Below are 18,494 nucleotides of genomic sequence, written 5' to 3'. Positions count from 1 at the left end.
AATCCCCCAAAGGTATGGTTGATTAACAATGCCTTTTTATAAAAAAGAAAAAGCCGAACAATTGTCCGACTTTTTGGTTTGCTTAGCGTTTGGCAAAGCCTTGTTTTTGTAGGTAGTCCAGCATAAACGGACGCACATCCCCGCCAAAGGTCTCGGCGATTTGAGCCCTCCAGTCCAGCTCCAAACCACGACCGCCATAGTAGGCTTTAACTTCATCATTATAAGCGGACAATACGTTATCGCTTGGGGTTTGATAGATGTCGGTTGAGACAATGACATCAAGCGGTAGGCGTGGGCGTTGCGATTGGTTGATTTTAGAGTTCCAATCAGGGTGTCCCAAACACAGCCCAAACAGTGGCACAACGTGTTTTGGCAAAGCCAATAGCTCGCTTGCTCGCTGAATGTCGTTACGCAGTGAGCCGATATAGACCCCGCCCAATCCTAGACTCTCGGCAGTTGCCAACATATTTTGAGCCATGAGAGCCGAGTCAATCGCCCCGATAAGCATGACTTCTGTCCAGTCGGTATTGACATCAGCAAGGGCATGATGACGATAAGCGTCCATGCAAAACACCAGATATTCGGCACAGTCTTCGACATAGCCATGCCCCAACCGCTTGCCTTGGGCTAACAGTTCGTTATATTTGTCTTCGCTTAGGTTGTTGGAGATTTGACGAAATGCCGTCCGCTTTGCCTTATCACGCACACGCACCACACTCACCGCTTGTAGGTAGCTTGATGTTGAGACGGCACGCCCTGCTTCTAAGATAGCATTTAACATCTCATCAGAGATTGGCTCGCCAGTGTATTTACGCACCGAGCGGTGATTTAGCAAAGTTTCTAGGGTTGGTTTTGAGTCTAACATGGCAAATCCTATGATGATAAATTTGCCTTATCTTATCAAGTATTACCCCCAAAGGCAAATGCTGTTTTATTGGACAAATGTAACAGGGGCGTGGGTTTGTTTGTAATTATCCGCCAAATCTCTTATAATGGGTAGGGCGTGCCTACCCTTGATAACATTCTTATAAAATAAGGTAAAAATTTAACGCTTTAATCCATTTTTGCATGAAAAATGGCTATCCGACCACTTAATTCGGGTAGATTTTACGATTTTAACTTAATTTTTTAAAATTAAGTGGTCGGATTGTTTTTCATCGTCAAAATCCTTGTTGATATTTTAATATCAACGGCGGACTTTTCCTTGAAAAACGTGCGATTTCCCCTATTTTTCATGGCAAATACCAAAGGCAGGCACGCCCTAAACAATATTGAGATATAAATATGGCAAAAAAACCATCAAACCAAATCTGTGCCAACAAAAAAGCTCGCCACGAATACTTTATCGAAGAGACCTTTGAAGCAGGTCTATCGCTTGAAGGCTGGGAAGTCAAATCGATACGAGCAGGCAAAATGGCAATCACGGACGCTTATGTGATTTTTAAAAATGGCGAAGCGTTCTTGTTCGGGGCTCACATTCAGCCCCTATTGACCAGCTCCACGCACATCAATCCCGACAATATCCGCACCCGCAAACTGCTTTTGCACCGCAAGCAGATTGACAAACTCTTTGGCATGGTCAATCAAAAAGGCTATGCGGTCGTCCCTTTGTCCTGCTACTGGAAAGGCAGTCGAGTCAAATGCGAAATCGCCCTAGCCAAAGGTAAAAAACTCCACGACAAACGAGCCACACTCAAAGAACGTGATTGGCAAATGGATAAAAAACGTGGCTTTAAGGCGGACATGAGATAAATAAAGGGCGTGTTGCCCTTTATTTGTGTTGGGTGGATTTTAATCAATAAACAACAACTGAGTTAATTTGCTTTTTATTTTGCCTGATGAAAAATCCGCTTCAAAAACAAACTCAGCTTGGCACGGCAATGTTACATCTTTATACAGATGAAAATTCTCCGAACCCTTAATCTTAAATTGCTCAAAAGTATGACCAATAGCCCCTTCTTTGGTTTGGTTGTCTGTAAAAGGTCGAATTGCTGTAACCACCAAATTGTCATAATCAATAGAACGCCCATAATTATTAAAAGTACCTTTTGATTTATGTAAACCGACAACGGTAAAAACAGAATTATTGCTTGACATAGCATTACTCTCTTTTAAATGATTGGATAGATTTTGTTGAATTGATTGATTACTTAATAGTGGATTTTGATTAACTATCTCCTCCTTAGGATAAATCCAAGTTTTATTTTCCAAATGATGAATGATATAATTGCTGATAAATGGATTGGGTATTTCCATGTCGGTATTTAAAAATACACTCAAATCAATTTCAATGGTTTTTACGCCCAATTTTTCAATAAAAGCTCTTTTCTCATCATGAATAAAAGACGTAACCGCAATTTCTATAAATACCATATCATCATCACTAATTGCAACCAAATCAGGTCTGATATTGCCGACATTTTGTTCTGGATTTATGGTGTGAAATTGCCATAATTTTTCATGTTTATCATCGCTATTTGGCAAGGCAGGTAAATAAATTTGTTTTTGTGCCATAATAACTTCTTTGGCATATTTATGTAAAATACTCTCAGGACTGATATAACAGCTTTCTTTATTGCTGGCGTGAGCAAAATGATGCTCCTTAATATCACCCTTTTTAGCAACCACACTTTCGCCACATTCAAAGCAAAAACATTGACAAGCCAAACCACGCTCTACTTGCTGGATATTGACTAATTGATTGGACTGATTAACAGCGACTTTCATTAACATGGACATACTCCGATTAAAAGATGAGTGTATTATCCAAATTTTTGATAGGCAAAAACACCCCAAAAACAGAGTAAAAAGGTTTTTACAAGGTTTAAGTATATGAAAAATAATGAAATTTTAGTTTTTGAAAAACTCAATGAGCTGTTAATAAGACAACCAAATAAAACGCAATCTCGCACGCATTTGCAAATATTGGTTAATCGTGTCATATTAGTATATGACAATCAACAAGAGAATTTAACACCCAAAATGACCAAATTGGATATTTTGGATGATGAGTTTAAGGATGATAAAAACAATCCAAAATCATGCAATACAGAGAGAGTAAAACCAGAAAATATAAAAAGGGAATTGCAAAGAATTGTCTTTAATAACAACCAAATTATTTCTGATTTTTTAGAATTGGGATTTATGCCCGTTTTTAAAGAGCATAAATCAGACGGTGGTCGCAATAATCCCAGTTATTATTGGTTAGAAGTAGAAAAAATTGATAATGACAATCAAGCCATGGAAAGAGAGAATACGATAAATAAAGTTTATTATGAACACAGAGACAAGACTTTGGTAAAAATATCCTTATTTTCAAAAATATTTTTTGATAAAAATTATGAGCTACATATGTTTAGCTTTAAAGGCATTTTACTAATTGCAGTATTAATGCTTGGTTTTTTATTAACTTTATTTATTTTGGTTTTTTCCGTTATTTTTATGGCGTTAATTGGACACTTATTAAGCATTGGTTTGTCTACTTTAATCATCTATTCATCATTTTTTGTTTTATTTTTCTATACTTTTTATTCTTTTTACATTCCATTAAATAAAATTGTAACACATCGTATTGTTAAGGCTCCATTATTATTCAAGTCTCTTACTCATGATAATGCCGAAATAGAATTTTTCGGAAAAACAAAAGACTATAAATACAATATCGCACGCATTACCGAAATTCGAGCATTATGCCCGATTTGTACCGCACCGATTTTACTCATGAATGGCAAGCCTGACCAATCCGCCCCGTTGGTAGGAAGGTGTATAGAAGCTCCGCACGCTCATGTATACAGTTTTGACCGTGTGCTAATGACGGGGTATTTTTTGGGACACCCCATGTATCTACAAGAAAAGTCAACCGATGAATAAAAAACCCCAACGTCATCTGTCGGGGTTTTTCATCACTTCTTCTTAGCAGGGCCTAGTAGCATACCCATTTGGCGACCTTCTACCTTGGGGGCTTGCTCTACGCTGGCTATCTCTTCGGTATCTTTGATGATACGTTCAAGTTGGGCTCGTCCAATCTCTTGGTGGCTCATCTCACGTCCACGAAAACGAATGGAGACCTTGACCTTGTCTTTATCTTCTAGAAATTCAACAATTTTACGCAATTTGACCTGATAATCCGCTTCTTCGGTACCAGGGCGTAGCTTGATTTCTTTGACTTGGGTCTGTTTTTGGTTCTTTTTGGCTTCTTTGGCTTTTTGCTTTTGTTCGTACAAATAGCGTTTGTAATCCATGATTTTGCAGACGGGTGGTTTTGCGTCTGGCACAATCTCAACCAAGTCCAGATTGTTTTCACGAGCGGTCTCTAATGCCTGTTTTAGGCTGACCACGCCAAGCTGTTCGCCGTCAGCCTGTACTAGGCGGACTTCTTTGGCACGAATGTCTTCATTGACATTTAGACGATTTGACGGTTTAATGGGTCATACTCCAAATAAAAAGATAGACCCTTATTTTACTTAAAAATTGTGGGGATTTCAAGGGGGATTTTTGTAAGCAGGGTGATTTAAAAATACTGGTCGCTCCTTGGCTCACTCTGATTTGTTATGCTTTTTTATGAAAAAAGTTAAACTGTCAATAACCCACTCCTTATTTTCTTTAATCGTTACTCCTATCCCGATATCATAATTTTCGGTAGTTTTTTGATAAAAAATATTCATTAAAGGGTAGGGATTACCGAGTAATTCATAGTCTTGACCCCTTAGAACATCATCAAAATTTTTTACTTCAAATCTTGGGTCTATATCTAATATTAAAGATTGTGAAAAATCAGAATTTCTAAGTTCAATTTTATTAACAAAAGAATATTTAGAGTTATTGGTAATTATGGGGGTGTAGTAACAGATATGATACACGCCACTTTCACAACTTTCTTCAAGTTGGCTATTAAAATACTGCTCTAATTGCGGTTTTGAATAACTTGACATGGTAGAAAAATCATCGATGATTGTTAAGACGGTGTCAAGATTTTGATTATCGCCAGTATTGGCAAAACCTTGTCCGCTCATTGTCATCAGTGTACACAAAACAGCGATTTTAATACTTTTCATAAAACACCTTGATTTTTTAAAATAAATTCTCATCAGCACACACCCTAACATCAATTTTAGCACTGCTTTTGTTTTTGGTGGTAAAAGAAATGCTATGCAAGCCCGTTATGGTTGGCTCATATAGATAAATTGTGGGATAAAAATCAATCAGCTCTCCCACGCTCGTTAGGGGCTTTTGGTTTGGGTCTGTGATATGAATGTTGATTTTGGTGTTGCTTTGAATTTGAAAGCTTAATTGTTGACTGTCGGTAAGTGCTAATACAAAAGTTTGATTTGGTTTTTTGCCAACTTTTGTATTAAAATCATGGCAAGTTTCGCCTTTGGGAAATATGATTTGTATGGGTTTGGCGGTATTGGCAAAACTTTGACTGCTTATGGCAAGCAAGGCACAAACAGCAACCGCTTTTAATACTTTCATAAAATGTCCTTAAAAATGAATTGGCTTTATGGTAGCATAGAATTAAAAGCAAAGATAGGGGGATTTATTGGCATTTTTAATTAACTATGCCTTTGGGTGGATTTGTAGGGGCAAATTACATTTGCCCTGTGATAAAATGTTGATTTTTGGGCGAATGTGATTCCCCCCTACATATTTATCCATAATATTGTAAAATAACAACATCACAATTGCCTATCTTTTAAAATAAGTTAAATTATCGGTTGTCGCTTTTTCATTCAATGACTGATAAAATTTATCATCATCAATATAGCCGATACCACCACTTAAATTTGCTATTTCTTTATCATAATCAATCAGATAATGAATATTGACACCGCCCCAAATTGCTACACTGGTTTTTAAATCCAAAATATCAAACCATTGATTATGAATAAAAATACGTTCAATGCCTGCAAGGTCATAATCAGCAATTGGTATGCCATGTAAACATAGTTTGTTGTTTACGGTAGAATTATTAATTAGCATACAATTATCAAATTTAATCGCCTCTTTCATGGTAATATGAATTTTATAAAGAAATTGGAAATTTTATTCAAACTTAGTAAAAAAAACCCACTCAATTTCTTGAATGGGTTTTTATTTAAAATAACTTACTCCGCCTTTGGCTCGACTCGCCCTTTTAACGCAATCGCCTTATCCAGCACAGCGATAAAGTCATCAAGACTCATACTGCCCAAGTTGTCGCCTTCTCTTGTACGCACATTGACCGTACCGCTTTCCACTTCTTTGTCGCCCAGTACCAGCATAAAGGGAATGCGTTCTAGGGTGCGTTCACGAATTTTAAAGCCAATTTTTTCGTTACGCAAATCGCTCACGGCACGATAGCCCTTGGCGTTTAGCTTGGCGACCACGTCATTCACGCTGTCGGCTTGTTTGTCGGTGATGTTCATCACAACCGCTTGGGTTGGGGCAAGCCATGCTGGGAAAAAGCCTGCATAATGCTCAATCAAAATACCAATAAAACGCTCAAACGACCCCAAAATCGCACGGTGGAGCATGACAGGGCGTTCGCGTTCGCCCGATTCGCCCACAAATTCAGCATCCAAGCGCTCTGGCAAGTTAAAATCAAGCTGTAATGTGCCACACTGCCACACACGCCCTAGGCAGTCTTTTAGGCTAAATTCAATCTTAGGGCCATAAAACGCCCCTTCGCCTGCTTGTAGCTCCCAGTCAAGCCCTGCTTCGTCCAATGCGTCCGCTAGGTCTTTTTCTGCCAAGTCCCACAGCTCATCAGAGCCGACACGCTTTTCGGGGCGGGTGGAGAGTTTCATGGCGATGTTATCAAAGCCAAAATCCTTGTACACGTCAAGCGTTAATTTAATAAAATCAAGGGCTTCGGAGCGGATTTGAGCATTGGTACAAAAGATGTGAGCGTCATCTTGGGTAAAGCCACGCACACGCATAATCCCATGCAACGCCCCAGACGGCTCGTTGCGGTGGCATGAACCAAATTCGGCAAGGCGTAAGGGCAAATCACGGTAGGATTTTAGCCCTTGATTAAATACCTGCACATGGCAAGGGCAGTTCATGGGCTTAATGGCATAATCACGGTTTTCAGACGATGTGGTGAACATATTCTCGGCATAGTTTTCCCAATGCCCAGAACGCTCCCACAGGCTTCTGTCCACGACTTGTGGCGTTTTGATTTCAAGATAGCCGTTATCCTTTTGGATTTTACGCATATACTGTTCTAGCACTTGCCAAATCGTCCAGCCGTTGGGGTGCCAAAACACCATACCGGGGGCTTGCTCTTGTAAGTGGAATAGCCCTAGCTGTTTGCCGATTTTGCGGTGGTCTCGCTTTTCGGCTTCTTCTATGCGTTTGATGTAGGCTTGCAAGTCTTTTTTGTCCGCCCACGCTGTGCCGTAGATACGTTGTAATTGCTCGTTTTTGGCATCGCCTCGCCAGTACGCACCGCTCATCTTGGTTAGGGCAAATGCCTTTAAAAAGCGAGTGTTGGGGACGTGCGGGCCTCGGCACATATCAATGTATTCTTGATGATAATATAGTCCCATGTGCGTTTCATCAGGCATATCTTCGACTAGGCGAAGTTTGTAAGTTTCGCCACGCTCCGAGAAGGTTTTGATGACCTCATCTCGTGGGGTCATTTTTTTAATCACATCATAATCTTGGTCAATGAGCTTTTTCATACGCTCCTCAATTGCCTTCATGTCCTCAGGCGTAAAGGGGCGTTCGCTATAGATGTCATAATAAAAGCCGTCCTCGATGACGGGTCCTATGACCATTTTGACCTCAGGGTAGAGCTGTTTGACGGCATGACCGAGCAAGTGGGCACAGGAGTGGCGGATAATCTCCACGCCCTCGGGATTTTTTGGGGTGATAATCTCTACGGTAGCGTCTGTTGTGATAGGGTCGCAGGCATCTACAAGCTGACCGTTTACACGCCCTGCCACGGTGGCTTTGGCAAGTCCTGCACCGATGTTTTGGGCGATTTGCATGACGGTGGTATGTCCGTCAAATTGTCTGATACTGCCGTCTGGCAAAGTAATGGCTACCATAGGATTCTCCTAGATGTGGCGTTGGTAGTGATATTTGTTACAATCAAATATATAACCGCTACCATGGATTGGTTTAAAAAGAAAAGTGCATACAAGGCACTTTTTGGGTAAAGGAGCTATTATAACAAAAAATTGGCGGTATGGCTATGCAAGCCGTTAATGCCCGCCAAACTCAATATACCCCACCGCCACAGACTCCGTTAGCCATACGCCATTTTCAGCTTGATAAAAGATACGACCCTCTGCGTGCATTTTGGCGGTGTCAATCGTCAAAACCACCGCCTTGCCGTGCCTTGACCCCACTTTTGTGGCAGTATCGCTGTCGGCAGATAAGTGAACATAATGGCGAGACCCTGCTATTAGACCGTGCTGTTTTATGCTGTCAAGCGACTTAAATGCCGTGCCGTGATATAGTACGCTTGGCGGAGTTTGTGGTTCATAGTGGCGTTTGACGCTGGGGTGTGAATGCCCTTGCACCGCCCGTATTTGCGTGCCGTCATCGGATATTTGGTATCGCTGTTTGTCATTATTTGCCACGACCGATAATAATTGAGCGTGGTCAAAATGCTTGCCAAATTCACAAGCATTTTTAATCAGTGTCTCAATGTCGGTATAACCCTGCTCATCAAGCACAATGCCAATCAGTTCAGGTTTGTGTCGCAATACCCGACTTAAAAATCGGCTGACTTCTTTATCATTCATACCGGCTTTCTCGTGCATATCAGGCAATCTCACCCCAAAACATCATTGTCGCCACGCATCCAAAAACTCGGCATGACGTACCACCTCGCCATCTTTGATTTGGCTTAATTTATCATAAGTGAGTGCTTCATAATGAGCGACCACATCAGGGCTAAACCTGCCTGTTAAAAGTTGCCATCTTAGATAGATAAGCCATGTGTTTAGCACGTCCGATTCACAGTAGGTGGTCAGTTTGTCCCATTGCCCTGCCTTGACCATCGGCACAACCTGCGAGCCGTCAATTTCGCCCTTGCCAGCAAATCCGCACAGACTGGCAATGGTGTCTAGCTTTTGTTTATTGCCATAATTACCCAGTGATAATTTATCCATCAAATCAATGTGAGCATCGCCATATTTATACAGATAATTGGGCGATTGGCTATTAAAGAGCGTGGGGGCGGTCAGCTTATGGTGCAAGGCACGATAGAGCATGACGGGCAAATCAAACCCTGCCCCATTCCATGACACGAGCGTGGGAGCGGGTTTTTGATTAAATGCCCTAAAAAAGGTCGTCAAAATCTCCGCCTCACTCATCTGGTGCAGACTTAGGGATTTTAAGCTAAATTTATCCTCACTCACCCATAAAAAGGACAAACAAGCGATTTTATGCAAAGGCAGTCGCATAAAGGCATTGCCTGCTTCTGCTTCCCTAATGGCGGTCAGAGCCGTCTGGGCATCATCATCGGACAGCGTGGCAATCTCGGGGTAGAGCAGCCGCCCTGTATCAAGGTCGGGAATGGTTTCGATGTCAAAAATGAGAATTGGTGCAGTTGCCATAAATACTCCTTTTTATTGGGTGTTTTGTTGCTTAGCGATTCAACTGAGCAAGCTCTTTTAAATAATCGCAAGCGGTTTGTTCGTCATTATCACAGGCTTTTTGATACCAATGCTTTGCCCATTTATCGCTTTGTTTTACGCCTTGTCCGTTTAGATAACGATTGCCCAGATACAGTTGGGCGGTTGGATTGTTTTGATTGGCAGATTTTCGATACCAATAAACCGCCTTTTCATAGTCCACAGGTACACCATTTCCTTGAAAATACAGCACGCCCAAGTTTAGATCGGCATGGGCAAAACCCTGATTGGCGGACAACTCCAACCAATAACGTGCTTTGTCAAAATCTTGGGCTACGCCTGTGCCTGTATAATAAAACTCGCCCATGCGGTATTGGGATTTTGCCACGCCTTGTTCGGCAGATTTTTGACACCAATATATCATGCGGTCGGCATTGGGATTGTGAAGGTGCGTTTGGGCGGTAACTTCACACAAAAAAGCCTGTGCGTCTTTGTCGCCTTGCTCGGCTTTTATTTGGATTTCGTGGTCATCGCCATTGCCGTATGCCATGACTTTGTAATTGGCGTGAGCAAAGACACAACTACCCAACCCAACTAGGCACAGTGCAATTTTGGCATAAGATTTAACGACATCAAATGGATAAAGCATAAATCACTCCGTGTTTAACAAATGATTGGGCGTAAACACACCCAAAACCATAAAACCAGCCCTGCTTTTACACCCCAAACAGCCCCGTAGACAGGTATCTATCCCCCCTATCACAGACGATAAAGACAATCACGGCTTTGGGGTCGTTTGCCTTGATTTGTTTGGCGATTTGGTAACTTGCAAAGCCTGCCCCACCGCTTGATACCCCACAAAATATCCCCTCCGTGCGTGCCAATGCTCGCATATAGTGTTCGGCATCTGTCTGGTCAATGTCCATAATCGTATCCACCCACGATTTATCAAAAATCTTAGGCAAATAGGCTTCCTCCCAACGGCGTATCCCTGCGATGTTTGAGCCGTCTGACGGTTGTAAACCAATCACTTGAATATCAGGGTTTTTTTCTTTTAAAAAGCGAGACACGCCCATAATCGTCCCTGTCGTCCCCATACTGCTCACAAAATGCGTAATTCGTCCGCTTGTCTGCTCCCAAATCTCGGGGGCGGTGGTTTTGTAATGGGCTTGCCAATTGTCATTATTGTTAAATTGGTCAAGGACAATCCCTTTGCCGTCCGCTTGCATGGCAAGTGCCATGTCCCGAGCGGTTTCCATATTATCCGCTTCTATCAAGGTCGCCCCATAGGCACGCATGGCGTCTTTACGTTCTTGGGTGGAATTGGACGGCATGATAAGGGTCATCTTGTAGCCGAGCATGGCAGACACCATGGCAAGGGCAATGCCTGTATTACCGCTTGTGGCTTCGATGAGCGTGTCGCCTTGTTTGATTTGCCCACGTTTTTGGGCTTCATTTATCATATTAAAGGCAGGGCGGTCTTTGACGGAGCCAGCAGGGTTATTACCTTCTAATTTGGCAAAAATATCGGCGTTTACGTCTGTGGCAAGGCGTGTCAAGCGGACAAGGGGCGTGTTACCAACGGTGTGAGCAAGGGTGCGATTTAGGGCGTTTGGGGTGGTCAAATCAGTCATGGCTAGGTGGTCATCTGTATAATAAAATGGCGACATTATAGCACAAACGGATTTTTACCGTTAAATTTAGCGGTAAATTTGCCTTAAAAGTCATCTTGAAATAGCCCCTAAAATTCATCTTGGAATTATGCTAAACTATGCCATCTGCCTGACAACATAGCCCACTCATGAAAAAAACCCCTTTTAACTTACGCAGTGCTTATGGACAATTGGTCGCCCTTGTGTTTTTGCCGATAGTCATCTTGGCGATGGTCGGTGGAGTGCTTGTTTTTCGTGAAGTCAGACAGGCGGTACTCTCCGAACAGGACGCTTTGGCACGCACCGCCCTACTTCGCTATGAGATGAGCCTAACCCGTCATTTTGCCGACACAAACAGCCCCACGCCTGCCCTACCTGCCTTTGATGACTTTTTTCACAAAATATCGCCCCAACAGGTCAGACGTATGGCGATTTTTGATGGGAATTATCGTCTGCTGGCCAGTCATGGCGGTTATGATGATGACATCCCATTTGCCAGTGATGAACTGCTTGGGGTCATGAATAGATATCAAGGCAATTTTGAGCGTTATCGCAGCACTTATGGCACAAGCTATGGCAAGCAGATGATGTTTGATGGCACGCCTTATTATGTCGTCGTTGAGATGGATGACGAGTCTTTGACCATCACCAGTTATCGGGTAGTGCTTGCCCTTGCCATCACAGGCTTAACCACGCTACTGCTCCTTTTGCTCATTTTAAATATCTATTCTAAACGCTGGATTGCCCCGATTTATGAAATGCGTCTGTTTTTGCAAAAGCTAAACAGCGACAACATCGACAAACCCATCAAGACCAATGCCGATGGCGAGTTCTCCCTACTACAACGGGACTTTGTCCAAGCCATGAGACGACTGTCAGCAAGTTTTAATGAGCTAAAAACCCACGCCAATGAGACCGAACAGGATTTACAGCACGCCCTAGATGAGATGGAAATGCAGACCATCTCCATTCGCAAGGCTCGGGATTTGGCGGTGTCATCTAGCCATGCCAAGTCGGCATTTTTGGCAAACATCAGTCATGAGTTACGCACGCCATTAAACAGCATTGACGGCTTTATCAACCTACTGGCTCGGCACGATGGTCGGCACGATGGTCGCCACGGTCTAAGTGCCGAGCAAAGCCTGTACGTCCAAACCATCAAAAAATCATCCGCCCATCTGCTCGCTTTGGTCAATGACGTGCTTGATTTTTCAAAATTAGAAGCAGACAAGCTCGTGCTAGACAGTCATGGATTTGACCTATACTCTGCCATCTATGACGTGGTGGACATGCTCTCGCCCATGGCACTAGAAAAGCACCTTAGGCTGTCGGTGCTGTTTTATAATGACGTGCCAAACCGTGTGACAGGCGACAGTCTGCGAGTCAAACAAATCCTAACCAATCTCGTTGGCAATGCCATCAAGTTCACCGATACAGGGGGCGTGGTGGTGCGTGTGGGACTGTCCGATGACAATGATGGCTACCTGCACATCAGCGTTGAAGACACGGGCAAGGGCGTGTCCGATGATGACAAAGCGTCGCTGTTTAAGAGTTTTAGCCAAGGCGATTTGTCAGTAACCCGTCGTTATGGCGGAACGGGGCTGGGGCTTGTGATTAGCAAACAACTGACCGAGCTGATGGGCGGAACGATAGGTTTTTATGACAATAACAGCGAAAACATCGCCAAGACAGGGGCGACGTTTTGGTTTGAGATGCCCATTCATCTGGGTGGTGCAAGCGTGCAAGCTCCTGATGACACGGGCACCGATGATGATTTATACAGCCTAACAAAACTTGCCCCAACCAAGCTGTTGGTATGGATAAACCATGCCCCCGCCATTCAAGTACTAAAAGCAACCTTGGCAGGGTCGGATGTGGACGTGCATTTTGCCATCGGCTTTGCTGATTTGTTAGAACAGCTAGACAAGGCAGGGCATGGCTTTGACTGGGTGATTGTGGACTATTTTGGGCAGGATGCGTCCTTGGATGATGTCGGTGCCATCCTTCGCCAAATCCGCTCTCGCTATCAGGGCAAACTGTCCGCCTATGGCTATCAAGTGGGCATGGACAACGCCCTACTGGACAAATACCAAACGCACGCACTCTACGAACCCATGGACAAACGCCAACTCATCGCCATGCTCGCCGATGGCAAGCCCATGCAGGATACCCCCATCAGTAAATTCTCGGGTCATCGGGTGCTGGCAGTGGACGACCATCCACCCAACCTGCTCGTGTTAGAAGCCCTGCTTGGCGAGCTTGACGTGACAGTCATCACCGCCCATAATGGTTTTGATGCCATCGAGACCATGACCCGTGCCATCAGCATGGGCGAGCGGATTGATTTGATTTTTATGGACATTCAAATGCCCAGAATGTCAGGATTAGAAGCGAGTATCCAAATCCGCAAAATCGAAGAGAGCCACAACCATCCCCCTGTCCCCATCATCGCCCTAACTGCCCACGGTCAGTCTGATGAAAAAGAGCGACTGGTGTCGGCAGGTATGAGCGACTATGTCGGCAAACCCATCGGGCATGAACAGCTGGTGCAGACACTCTCACGCTGGCTTGGCGAGTCGGGCAGACCTGTCATTACCCCCACAGACGGCACGCCCGACTTTGCAGGTACGCCCTATGGCAAGATGGGCGAGATGGGCGAGCTGACGGGCGATGACATGGGTGACGGCACAGATAAAGACACAAATAAAAGCATGGATAAAGGTGTGGGTGACAATGGGTTGACCCCCCAACAGGGCAAGCACGCCCATAAAACTGACAAGCCTGACAAAACCAAATCCACCCTACCTGACATCGACTGGGCGGACGCATTGGCACGCTCTGCCAACAAAGATGACCTTGCCAAAACCTTACTCTCACTACTTATTGAGAGTAGCGAGAGCGAAAAGCTCGCCCTAGAACGAGCGTGGGCAGACAGAGACAGAGTCGCCCTTGCTGACATCACACATCGGCTGGTCGGGGGCAGTCGCTACACGGGTGTGCCACGCCTTAGAGCCACGGCAGAAGACTTTGAACAAAAGTGCCGTGCCAATTTGGGCGACACATCAGCAGGGCAATTCATCAGCATTCGCCCCAGTTACCGCTCACTCATCGATGCCCTAGAAAGCCTTGAAAATATTGACATCGAAGACTTTTTGGCAAATGGGGCGATGGACTCATCCACCCTTGAATCAATACCTAAGTCGGGCGGTCATGATGATGAAGATACCCTACCTTGGAAAATGGTATAAAGCATAACAAAGGAGACCTCATGCAAACACTCACGCTAAGCCATGACAACCACATCGCCATCATCACCTTATCTCGCCCCCACAAAAAGAACGCCATGAACTTTGTGATGATGCAAGAGTTAATCAAGACCGCTCGCCACATCAAGGCGGACAAATCGGTGCGTGCCGTCATCATCACGGGCGGGGCGGATTTTTGTAGTGGGCTGGATTTGGCGGTGTTTGGCTCGCCTAAGAACATGATTTTTGCCACCAAAGAGCTGATAAAGCCAGCCCCTAGCTTGTTTCAAAAGGTGTGCTTGATTTGGCAGAGCCTGCCTGTACCAGTGATTGCCGTGGTCGATGGCGTATGCCTTGGGGCGGGGTTACAGCTTGCCATGGGGGCGGATGTACGTATCAGCCACCCATCAGCGACATGGTCAGTACTTGAAGCCAAATGGGGATTGGTCGCTGACATGGGATTGACCCGTCTTGCCAGAGATATCGGCAAGGATAAGCTAAAAGAGCTTGCCATGTCCGCTCGCCTACTTGATGCCCAGACCGCTTACGACTACGGACTCATCACCCATCTCGATGATGAGCCAATGGCACGTGCCAAAGCCCTAGCCGATGAGATTGCCTCTCGCTCGCCTGATGCAGTACTGGCAAGCAAACGCCTTATCAATCGCATGCACCCAAGCGACCATCTGACCTTATACCAAGAAAAACTGTGGCAGTTAAAGCTCTTCGCCAGTCATAACCGCAAACTTGCCATCAAAAAAGCCAAAGACACGGCAGTGGCGTTTCGGGACAGGCAGTGGGGTTAATCATCTTAAACGCCAATACAAACAGTAGAAATTTAAAAGGTCGTTAGACCCGTTTTGGGGTATTTTTAATGATTTTTTGAGAAATTAGCAAGTTTTTTGTACAAAAAATCATCATTTTTACCGCCAAAACATGATAAATCACACATTAAGACTTAGGTTTGTAAAGTAAACATTTGGGTGTGATTTAGATCTCTTATTATAACAAACCTCATCATTTTTGCCAAGGATTTTTATAAAATTAACAAATCCTCATTACGATGTTTGGCATGACCAAATCTTAATACTTCACGTTCTGTAAACCGAAAGATAATGACGCTATCCGCTCCTGTAAATAAAGACTCAAATTCTGCTTTTATTTTTTCGGTGATGATGTTTAAAATGCGTTCGCTGTTTTGAATTTCATAGACCGAATATTGCAACCTGTCGCCATATTGCATTAAAAATTTGGCAAATCGTCCACGCACTTTATTATCACTGATGTCATAACTGACGATTATCATACATCTTCTCCATTTGCTTGTATGTCAAAATTTGGCAACATCAAAACCAATTCGTCAAATACCATATCTTTATCAGCATATTTCATATATGCACGATAAAAATCCCTGATATAAACAAGTATTGGTACTTTATGGGCGATGATTGCCTGCATTAAAATGGCGTTATAAGTTCTTTGATGTTCAGGTTTTAGTTGGTATTGCATTTTTATTTGATTAAAATGCTCTGTTTTAAATTGCCCAAGATTAAATGATGTCAATACCTGCTTATCCACGATACAGCGAAATGGTTCAACCAAATCACATACCAGAGATTTTCTTCTATACCAAAGCTGATGAAGCATGCCTTTATAAACATCAAAACCAAATAATCGTAAATTTACCTCTATATAATTAAACAACAGCGTATAACCCATATCCAGCACCACATTGACAGGGTCTATTTTTAGGCGTGGTTTTCTGCCTTTCCAAGAGATGTGTTTTAATTGCCCAAAATGATGTTTAAAATAACTTTTGGCAATATTACCCTCTATGCCCATTAATTCATCCAAATGTTTGGTTTGACCAATCTGCCTTTGATAATCGGCTAATGTCTCTATGATTTGGCGTAATTCATCGTCTTTTTTGCGAATGCCTTTTAATAAAGTGATAGAATTATTGGCTTTTTGTTCTATATTTCTATCAAACAAAAATACTGGGCATAAAGCTGTAATTTATAGCCGTCATAAATGGTTTTAATCGTGCGTTTGCGTTCGATGAGTTTTTTACTATCAGCAAAATATTGGTCAATTTTGCCTGTCAAGCCATATTTATCCGAATGCACCGCCATGGCAGTGATAACGGACTTTTTGGTTCTGTATGTGCCATTATCCACGCCCTCATGAGCGATTTTGCCTTTGACTTGTGGCGTATCGTGATATGTATCATCGTCCAATGCCTGATAGACGTTATGTAGATAAATCGAATAGGGGCAAAAAATAAAATCATTTAATTGGCTGATATTTAATGTATGATATTCCATACTATCTCCCAAATAAAAAGCTCAGCCGAAACTGAGCTTTGGTGATTAGCGGTTTTGAGCGAAGTTTAGCCATGTTTGATTATCAATGGCAAGTTTGATTTTATCCAAATCATTGCTGTTTTTTAGTTCATTTAATAACCATAAGCCCTTTAATGCGATATGATATGCCCCATTGGCGTCCGCATTTTGTGGCTGTGTATCATCTGCCAATGCCGAATTGAAAAACATACCCTTATCATCTGCCACAGGTGATAAAATAAAATCTTCATCACTACTGGCGTTACTATATCGCAATGCAAGCAATGCCTTTAACAGGTACATCAGCGATTTATGAAATTCTTTGTCGTTATTTTGACAAATATCCATGACCAGATTTGGCTGTTTGTCATTGATGTGATAACGAGCAAATAGCGATTTTAATTCATCATTGACATTAATGCCAATGGTCGCCCCTTTATTTTGATTGGCGGTTTTGTCATAAACATAGCGTTTATCGCCATGCGAGCAAATGACCCATGTTTGGCGAGAGTTTTTGGCTTTGTCAGTGAATTTGGCATAATCCACATGAAATTCAAAATAACCCTTGTCTGCGTTATAAAAAATCTTATCAAACTTACCAAAAAACGCTTGCGATTGAGCGATATTTTCATAACGTGGTTTTAACAAATCCACAAAGCCCGTTACAGGGTCTATTTTACTGGTGTTCCATGCAGGCACATAGAATAAAAAGCCTGTTTGCTTGCCAATGCTTTTTAGGTCGGTAAAATTATTGGTCAGTTGTAAGGCGTTTTTGTATGAGCCAATCTCATCATCTGCCTTGTCTTTTAATGCCAAATGATTTAGTTTTTTGATTAAGGCGTTTTCAAAGTTTTGGTAAATTTGCTTTTCCACCTTAAAGCGACCACGCTTAAATCCAAAATTTAAATCCTCTAACACCACAATAGCATTATATTTAAGCATAAGCTGGCTGATTTGATGTACCACATGGCTTAGATAGCCCGATTTTAGCTCTTTAATGGTCTCAATCTCGCCCCAACCGACACGAGCATTTAGGCGTTCTATTTCTCTTTTGTCCAGTATCTTATGATAAGGCGTGGTCATTTGTGTGCCATTTGCCGATGTGGTGATGATGTCATTGAGACTACGCTGTTCTAAGATTTCGCCTTTGCTGTTAATCACGGTCAGATATAGCAGATGTCGCTCACCACGGTCTATACCTATTACATTGACATCATTATATTGTTGTATGCTTTGATTAACTTTTTTATTAAACTCTTTAATCGTCATGCCCTGCACGCCAAAATTCATGGTAATAGGCACATGTAGCATAAACTTATCTTGGGTATAACGTTTGTCTTTGATGATGTCATAGACAAATTGACGCTTTTTGGGATTGTCAGGATTTTTATTTTCTAATACCTCGCCTGCACGATGAATGGTGGTTTCATTCATATCCAAAGACGCCTTGCGATAAAATATCTCCGCCTCGCCATTTAATTTATAAATTGGATTGGCAAGATTATTTTCACTAAATAACGCCTTAAAATACAAAGTATGTAAATTAGGCTTGCCGTGAGCCTTGGGCGAGAAATCTTTATTATAAATCTGGAATAAATACAACTGACCCTGCTCAACCAACTCATCAATATACTCGGCGTTGATATCCACAAATTTTACTTGATAACCTTGTGGCTCAACTTCTCT

19 protein-coding genes are annotated in these 18,494 nt (G+C 42.8%); 4 read left to right on the top strand and 15 right to left on the bottom strand.

Annotation, left to right across the window (positions count from 1 at the left end):
* Positions 1-82: 82 nt before the first annotated feature.
* Positions 83-865 (bottom strand): oxygen-insensitive NADPH nitroreductase, encoded by a 783-nt coding sequence (gene nfsA / locus IM753_RS10950; RefSeq protein ID WP_194109289.1) that lies wholly within the window; start codon positions 863-865, stop codon positions 83-85.
* 419 nt (positions 866-1,284) lie between these two features.
* Between nfsA and smpB the strand changes: the two genes are divergently transcribed.
* A complete protein-coding gene (smpB, locus tag IM753_RS10945; RefSeq protein WP_062499996.1) occupies positions 1,285-1,752 on the top strand; it encodes an SsrA-binding protein SmpB in 468 nt (155 codons plus the stop codon).
* 39 nt (positions 1,753-1,791) lie between these two features.
* On the opposite strand, the gene IM753_RS10940 is transcribed toward smpB, so the two are convergent.
* Positions 1,792-2,733, bottom strand: coding sequence for a competence protein CoiA family protein (locus IM753_RS10940; protein WP_194109288.1), 942 nt, complete (start codon positions 2,731-2,733; stop codon positions 1,792-1,794).
* Positions 2,734-2,832: 99 nt separating this feature from the next.
* On the opposite strand from IM753_RS10940, the gene IM753_RS10935 reads away from it, so the two are divergent.
* The gene (locus IM753_RS10935; RefSeq protein WP_194109287.1) at positions 2,833-3,870 is read left to right on the top strand and encodes a hypothetical protein; all 1,038 of its coding nucleotides are present in this window, start codon (positions 2,833-2,835) and stop codon (positions 3,868-3,870) included.
* A 32-nt stretch (positions 3,871-3,902) separates the two neighbouring features.
* Here IM753_RS10935 and infC read toward each other — a convergent pair whose 3' ends face one another.
* The 9 genes from infC to cysM form a co-directional block, all read right to left on the bottom strand.
* Positions 3,903-4,424, bottom strand: coding sequence for a translation initiation factor IF-3 (gene infC / locus IM753_RS10930; protein WP_065256731.1), 522 nt, complete (start codon positions 4,422-4,424; stop codon positions 3,903-3,905).
* A gap of 111 nt (positions 4,425-4,535) precedes the next feature.
* Entirely contained in the window at positions 4,536-5,054 is a 519-nt protein-coding gene (locus tag IM753_RS10925; protein ID WP_065256732.1) for a hypothetical protein, read from the bottom strand.
* A 16-nt stretch (positions 5,055-5,070) separates the two neighbouring features.
* Entirely contained in the window at positions 5,071-5,472 is a 402-nt protein-coding gene (locus IM753_RS10920; protein ID WP_065256733.1) for a hypothetical protein, read from the bottom strand.
* Positions 5,473-5,685: 213 nt separating this feature from the next.
* Positions 5,686-6,009: a hypothetical protein gene (locus IM753_RS10915; RefSeq protein ID WP_227713146.1), complete on the bottom strand. Its 324-nt coding sequence runs from the start codon at positions 6,007-6,009 to the stop codon at positions 5,686-5,688.
* A 95-nt stretch (positions 6,010-6,104) separates the two neighbouring features.
* Positions 6,105-8,033, bottom strand: coding sequence for a threonine--tRNA ligase (gene thrS / locus IM753_RS10910; protein ID WP_194109285.1), 1,929 nt, complete (start codon positions 8,031-8,033; stop codon positions 6,105-6,107).
* A 156-nt stretch (positions 8,034-8,189) separates the two neighbouring features.
* Positions 8,190-8,753, bottom strand: coding sequence for an RNA 2'-phosphotransferase (locus IM753_RS10905; RefSeq protein ID WP_227713145.1), 564 nt, complete (start codon positions 8,751-8,753; stop codon positions 8,190-8,192).
* Between the two features lie 24 nt (positions 8,754-8,777).
* Positions 8,778-9,551, bottom strand: a complete 774-nt coding sequence (locus IM753_RS10900) for a 3'-5' exonuclease (RefSeq protein ID WP_194109284.1) — start codon at positions 9,549-9,551, stop codon at positions 8,778-8,780.
* Positions 9,552-9,582: 31 nt separating this feature from the next.
* Positions 9,583-10,218 (bottom strand): tetratricopeptide repeat protein, encoded by a 636-nt coding sequence (locus tag IM753_RS10895; RefSeq protein WP_194109283.1) that lies wholly within the window; start codon positions 10,216-10,218, stop codon positions 9,583-9,585.
* A 67-nt stretch (positions 10,219-10,285) separates the two neighbouring features.
* Positions 10,286-11,203 carry a cysteine synthase CysM gene (gene cysM / locus IM753_RS10890; protein WP_194109282.1) on the bottom strand — a complete coding sequence of 306 codons (918 nt, stop codon included), beginning with the start codon at positions 11,201-11,203 and terminating at the stop codon, positions 10,286-10,288.
* A 167-nt stretch (positions 11,204-11,370) separates the two neighbouring features.
* On the opposite strand from cysM, the gene IM753_RS10885 reads away from it, so the two are divergent.
* A complete protein-coding gene (locus IM753_RS10885; RefSeq protein WP_194109281.1) occupies positions 11,371-14,469 on the top strand; it encodes an ATP-binding protein in 3,099 nt (1,032 codons plus the stop codon).
* 20 nt (positions 14,470-14,489) lie between these two features.
* Entirely contained in the window at positions 14,490-15,272 is a 783-nt protein-coding gene (locus IM753_RS10880) for a crotonase/enoyl-CoA hydratase family protein (protein ID WP_194109280.1), read from the top strand.
* 230 nt (positions 15,273-15,502) lie between these two features.
* Here the strand turns inward: IM753_RS10880 and cas2 are convergent, their stop codons facing one another.
* The 4 genes from cas2 to cas12a all read right to left on the bottom strand — a co-directional run.
* On the bottom strand, positions 15,503-15,772 hold the full coding sequence (gene cas2, locus IM753_RS10875; protein ID WP_062499110.1) for a CRISPR-associated endonuclease Cas2: 270 nt from the start codon (positions 15,770-15,772) through the stop codon (positions 15,503-15,505).
* Positions 15,769-16,458, bottom strand: coding sequence for a CRISPR-associated endonuclease Cas1 (gene cas1, locus IM753_RS10870; protein WP_194109279.1), 690 nt, complete (start codon positions 16,456-16,458; stop codon positions 15,769-15,771). Before cas1 ends, cas2 begins: the two co-directional genes overlap by 4 nt.
* Positions 16,440-16,790, bottom strand: a complete 351-nt coding sequence (cas4, locus tag IM753_RS10865) for a type V CRISPR-associated protein Cas4 (protein ID WP_194109278.1) — start codon at positions 16,788-16,790, stop codon at positions 16,440-16,442. The genes cas1 and cas4 overlap by 19 nt, the downstream gene beginning before the upstream one ends.
* 45 nt (positions 16,791-16,835) lie before the next feature.
* Positions 16,836-18,494 (bottom strand): type V CRISPR-associated protein Cas12a/Cpf1 (gene cas12a / locus IM753_RS10860; RefSeq protein WP_194109277.1); only part of this gene is annotated, 1,659 nt, incomplete at its 5' end.

Origin of the sequence: Moraxella sp. K127 (genome assembly GCF_015223095.1) — a bacterium.
Classification (GTDB): Bacteria; Pseudomonadota; Gammaproteobacteria; order Pseudomonadales; family Moraxellaceae; genus Moraxella.
The sequence above is the reverse complement of the archived record's forward strand: the minus strand, read 5'-3'. Positions and strand labels throughout refer to the sequence as shown.

What these genes read in the sequence shown, in the direction of transcription:
- smpB (WP_062499996.1), top strand. Translation starts at nt 1,285, where the DNA reads ATGGCAAAAAAACCATCAAACCAAATCTGTGCCAACAAAAAAGCTCGC.
- IM753_RS10880 (WP_194109280.1), top strand. Translation starts at nt 14,490, where the DNA reads ATGCAAACACTCACGCTAAGCCATGACAACCACATCGCCATCATCACC.
- cas2 (WP_062499110.1), bottom strand. Translation starts at nt 15,772, where the DNA reads ATGATAATCGTCAGTTATGACATCAGTGATAATAAAGTGCGTGGACGA.
- IM753_RS10940 (WP_194109288.1), bottom strand. Translation starts at nt 2,733, where the DNA reads ATGTTAATGAAAGTCGCTGTTAATCAGTCCAATCAATTAGTCAATATC.
- IM753_RS10895 (WP_194109283.1), bottom strand. Translation starts at nt 10,218, where the DNA reads ATGCTTTATCCATTTGATGTCGTTAAATCTTATGCCAAAATTGCACTG.
- nfsA (WP_194109289.1), bottom strand. Translation starts at nt 865, where the DNA reads ATGTTAGACTCAAAACCAACCCTAGAAACTTTGCTAAATCACCGCTCG.
- cas4 (WP_194109278.1), bottom strand. Translation starts at nt 16,790, where the DNA reads ATGGAATATCATACATTAAATATCAGCCAATTAAATGATTTTATTTTT.
- IM753_RS10885 (WP_194109281.1), top strand. Translation starts at nt 11,371, where the DNA reads ATGAAAAAAACCCCTTTTAACTTACGCAGTGCTTATGGACAATTGGTC.
- IM753_RS10900 (WP_194109284.1), bottom strand. Translation starts at nt 9,551, where the DNA reads ATGGCAACTGCACCAATTCTCATTTTTGACATCGAAACCATTCCCGAC.
- IM753_RS10935 (WP_194109287.1), top strand. Translation starts at nt 2,833, where the DNA reads ATGAAAAATAATGAAATTTTAGTTTTTGAAAAACTCAATGAGCTGTTA.
- IM753_RS10915 (WP_227713146.1), bottom strand. Translation starts at nt 6,009, where the DNA reads ATGAAAGAGGCGATTAAATTTGATAATTGTATGCTAATTAATAATTCT.
- IM753_RS10925 (WP_065256732.1), bottom strand. Translation starts at nt 5,054, where the DNA reads ATGAAAAGTATTAAAATCGCTGTTTTGTGTACACTGATGACAATGAGC.
- thrS (WP_194109285.1), bottom strand. Translation starts at nt 8,033, where the DNA reads ATGGTAGCCATTACTTTGCCAGACGGCAGTATCAGACAATTTGACGGA.
- IM753_RS10905 (WP_227713145.1), bottom strand. Translation starts at nt 8,753, where the DNA reads ATGCACGAGAAAGCCGGTATGAATGATAAAGAAGTCAGCCGATTTTTA.
- cysM (WP_194109282.1), bottom strand. Translation starts at nt 11,203, where the DNA reads ATGACTGATTTGACCACCCCAAACGCCCTAAATCGCACCCTTGCTCAC.
- IM753_RS10920 (WP_065256733.1), bottom strand. Translation starts at nt 5,472, where the DNA reads ATGAAAGTATTAAAAGCGGTTGCTGTTTGTGCCTTGCTTGCCATAAGC.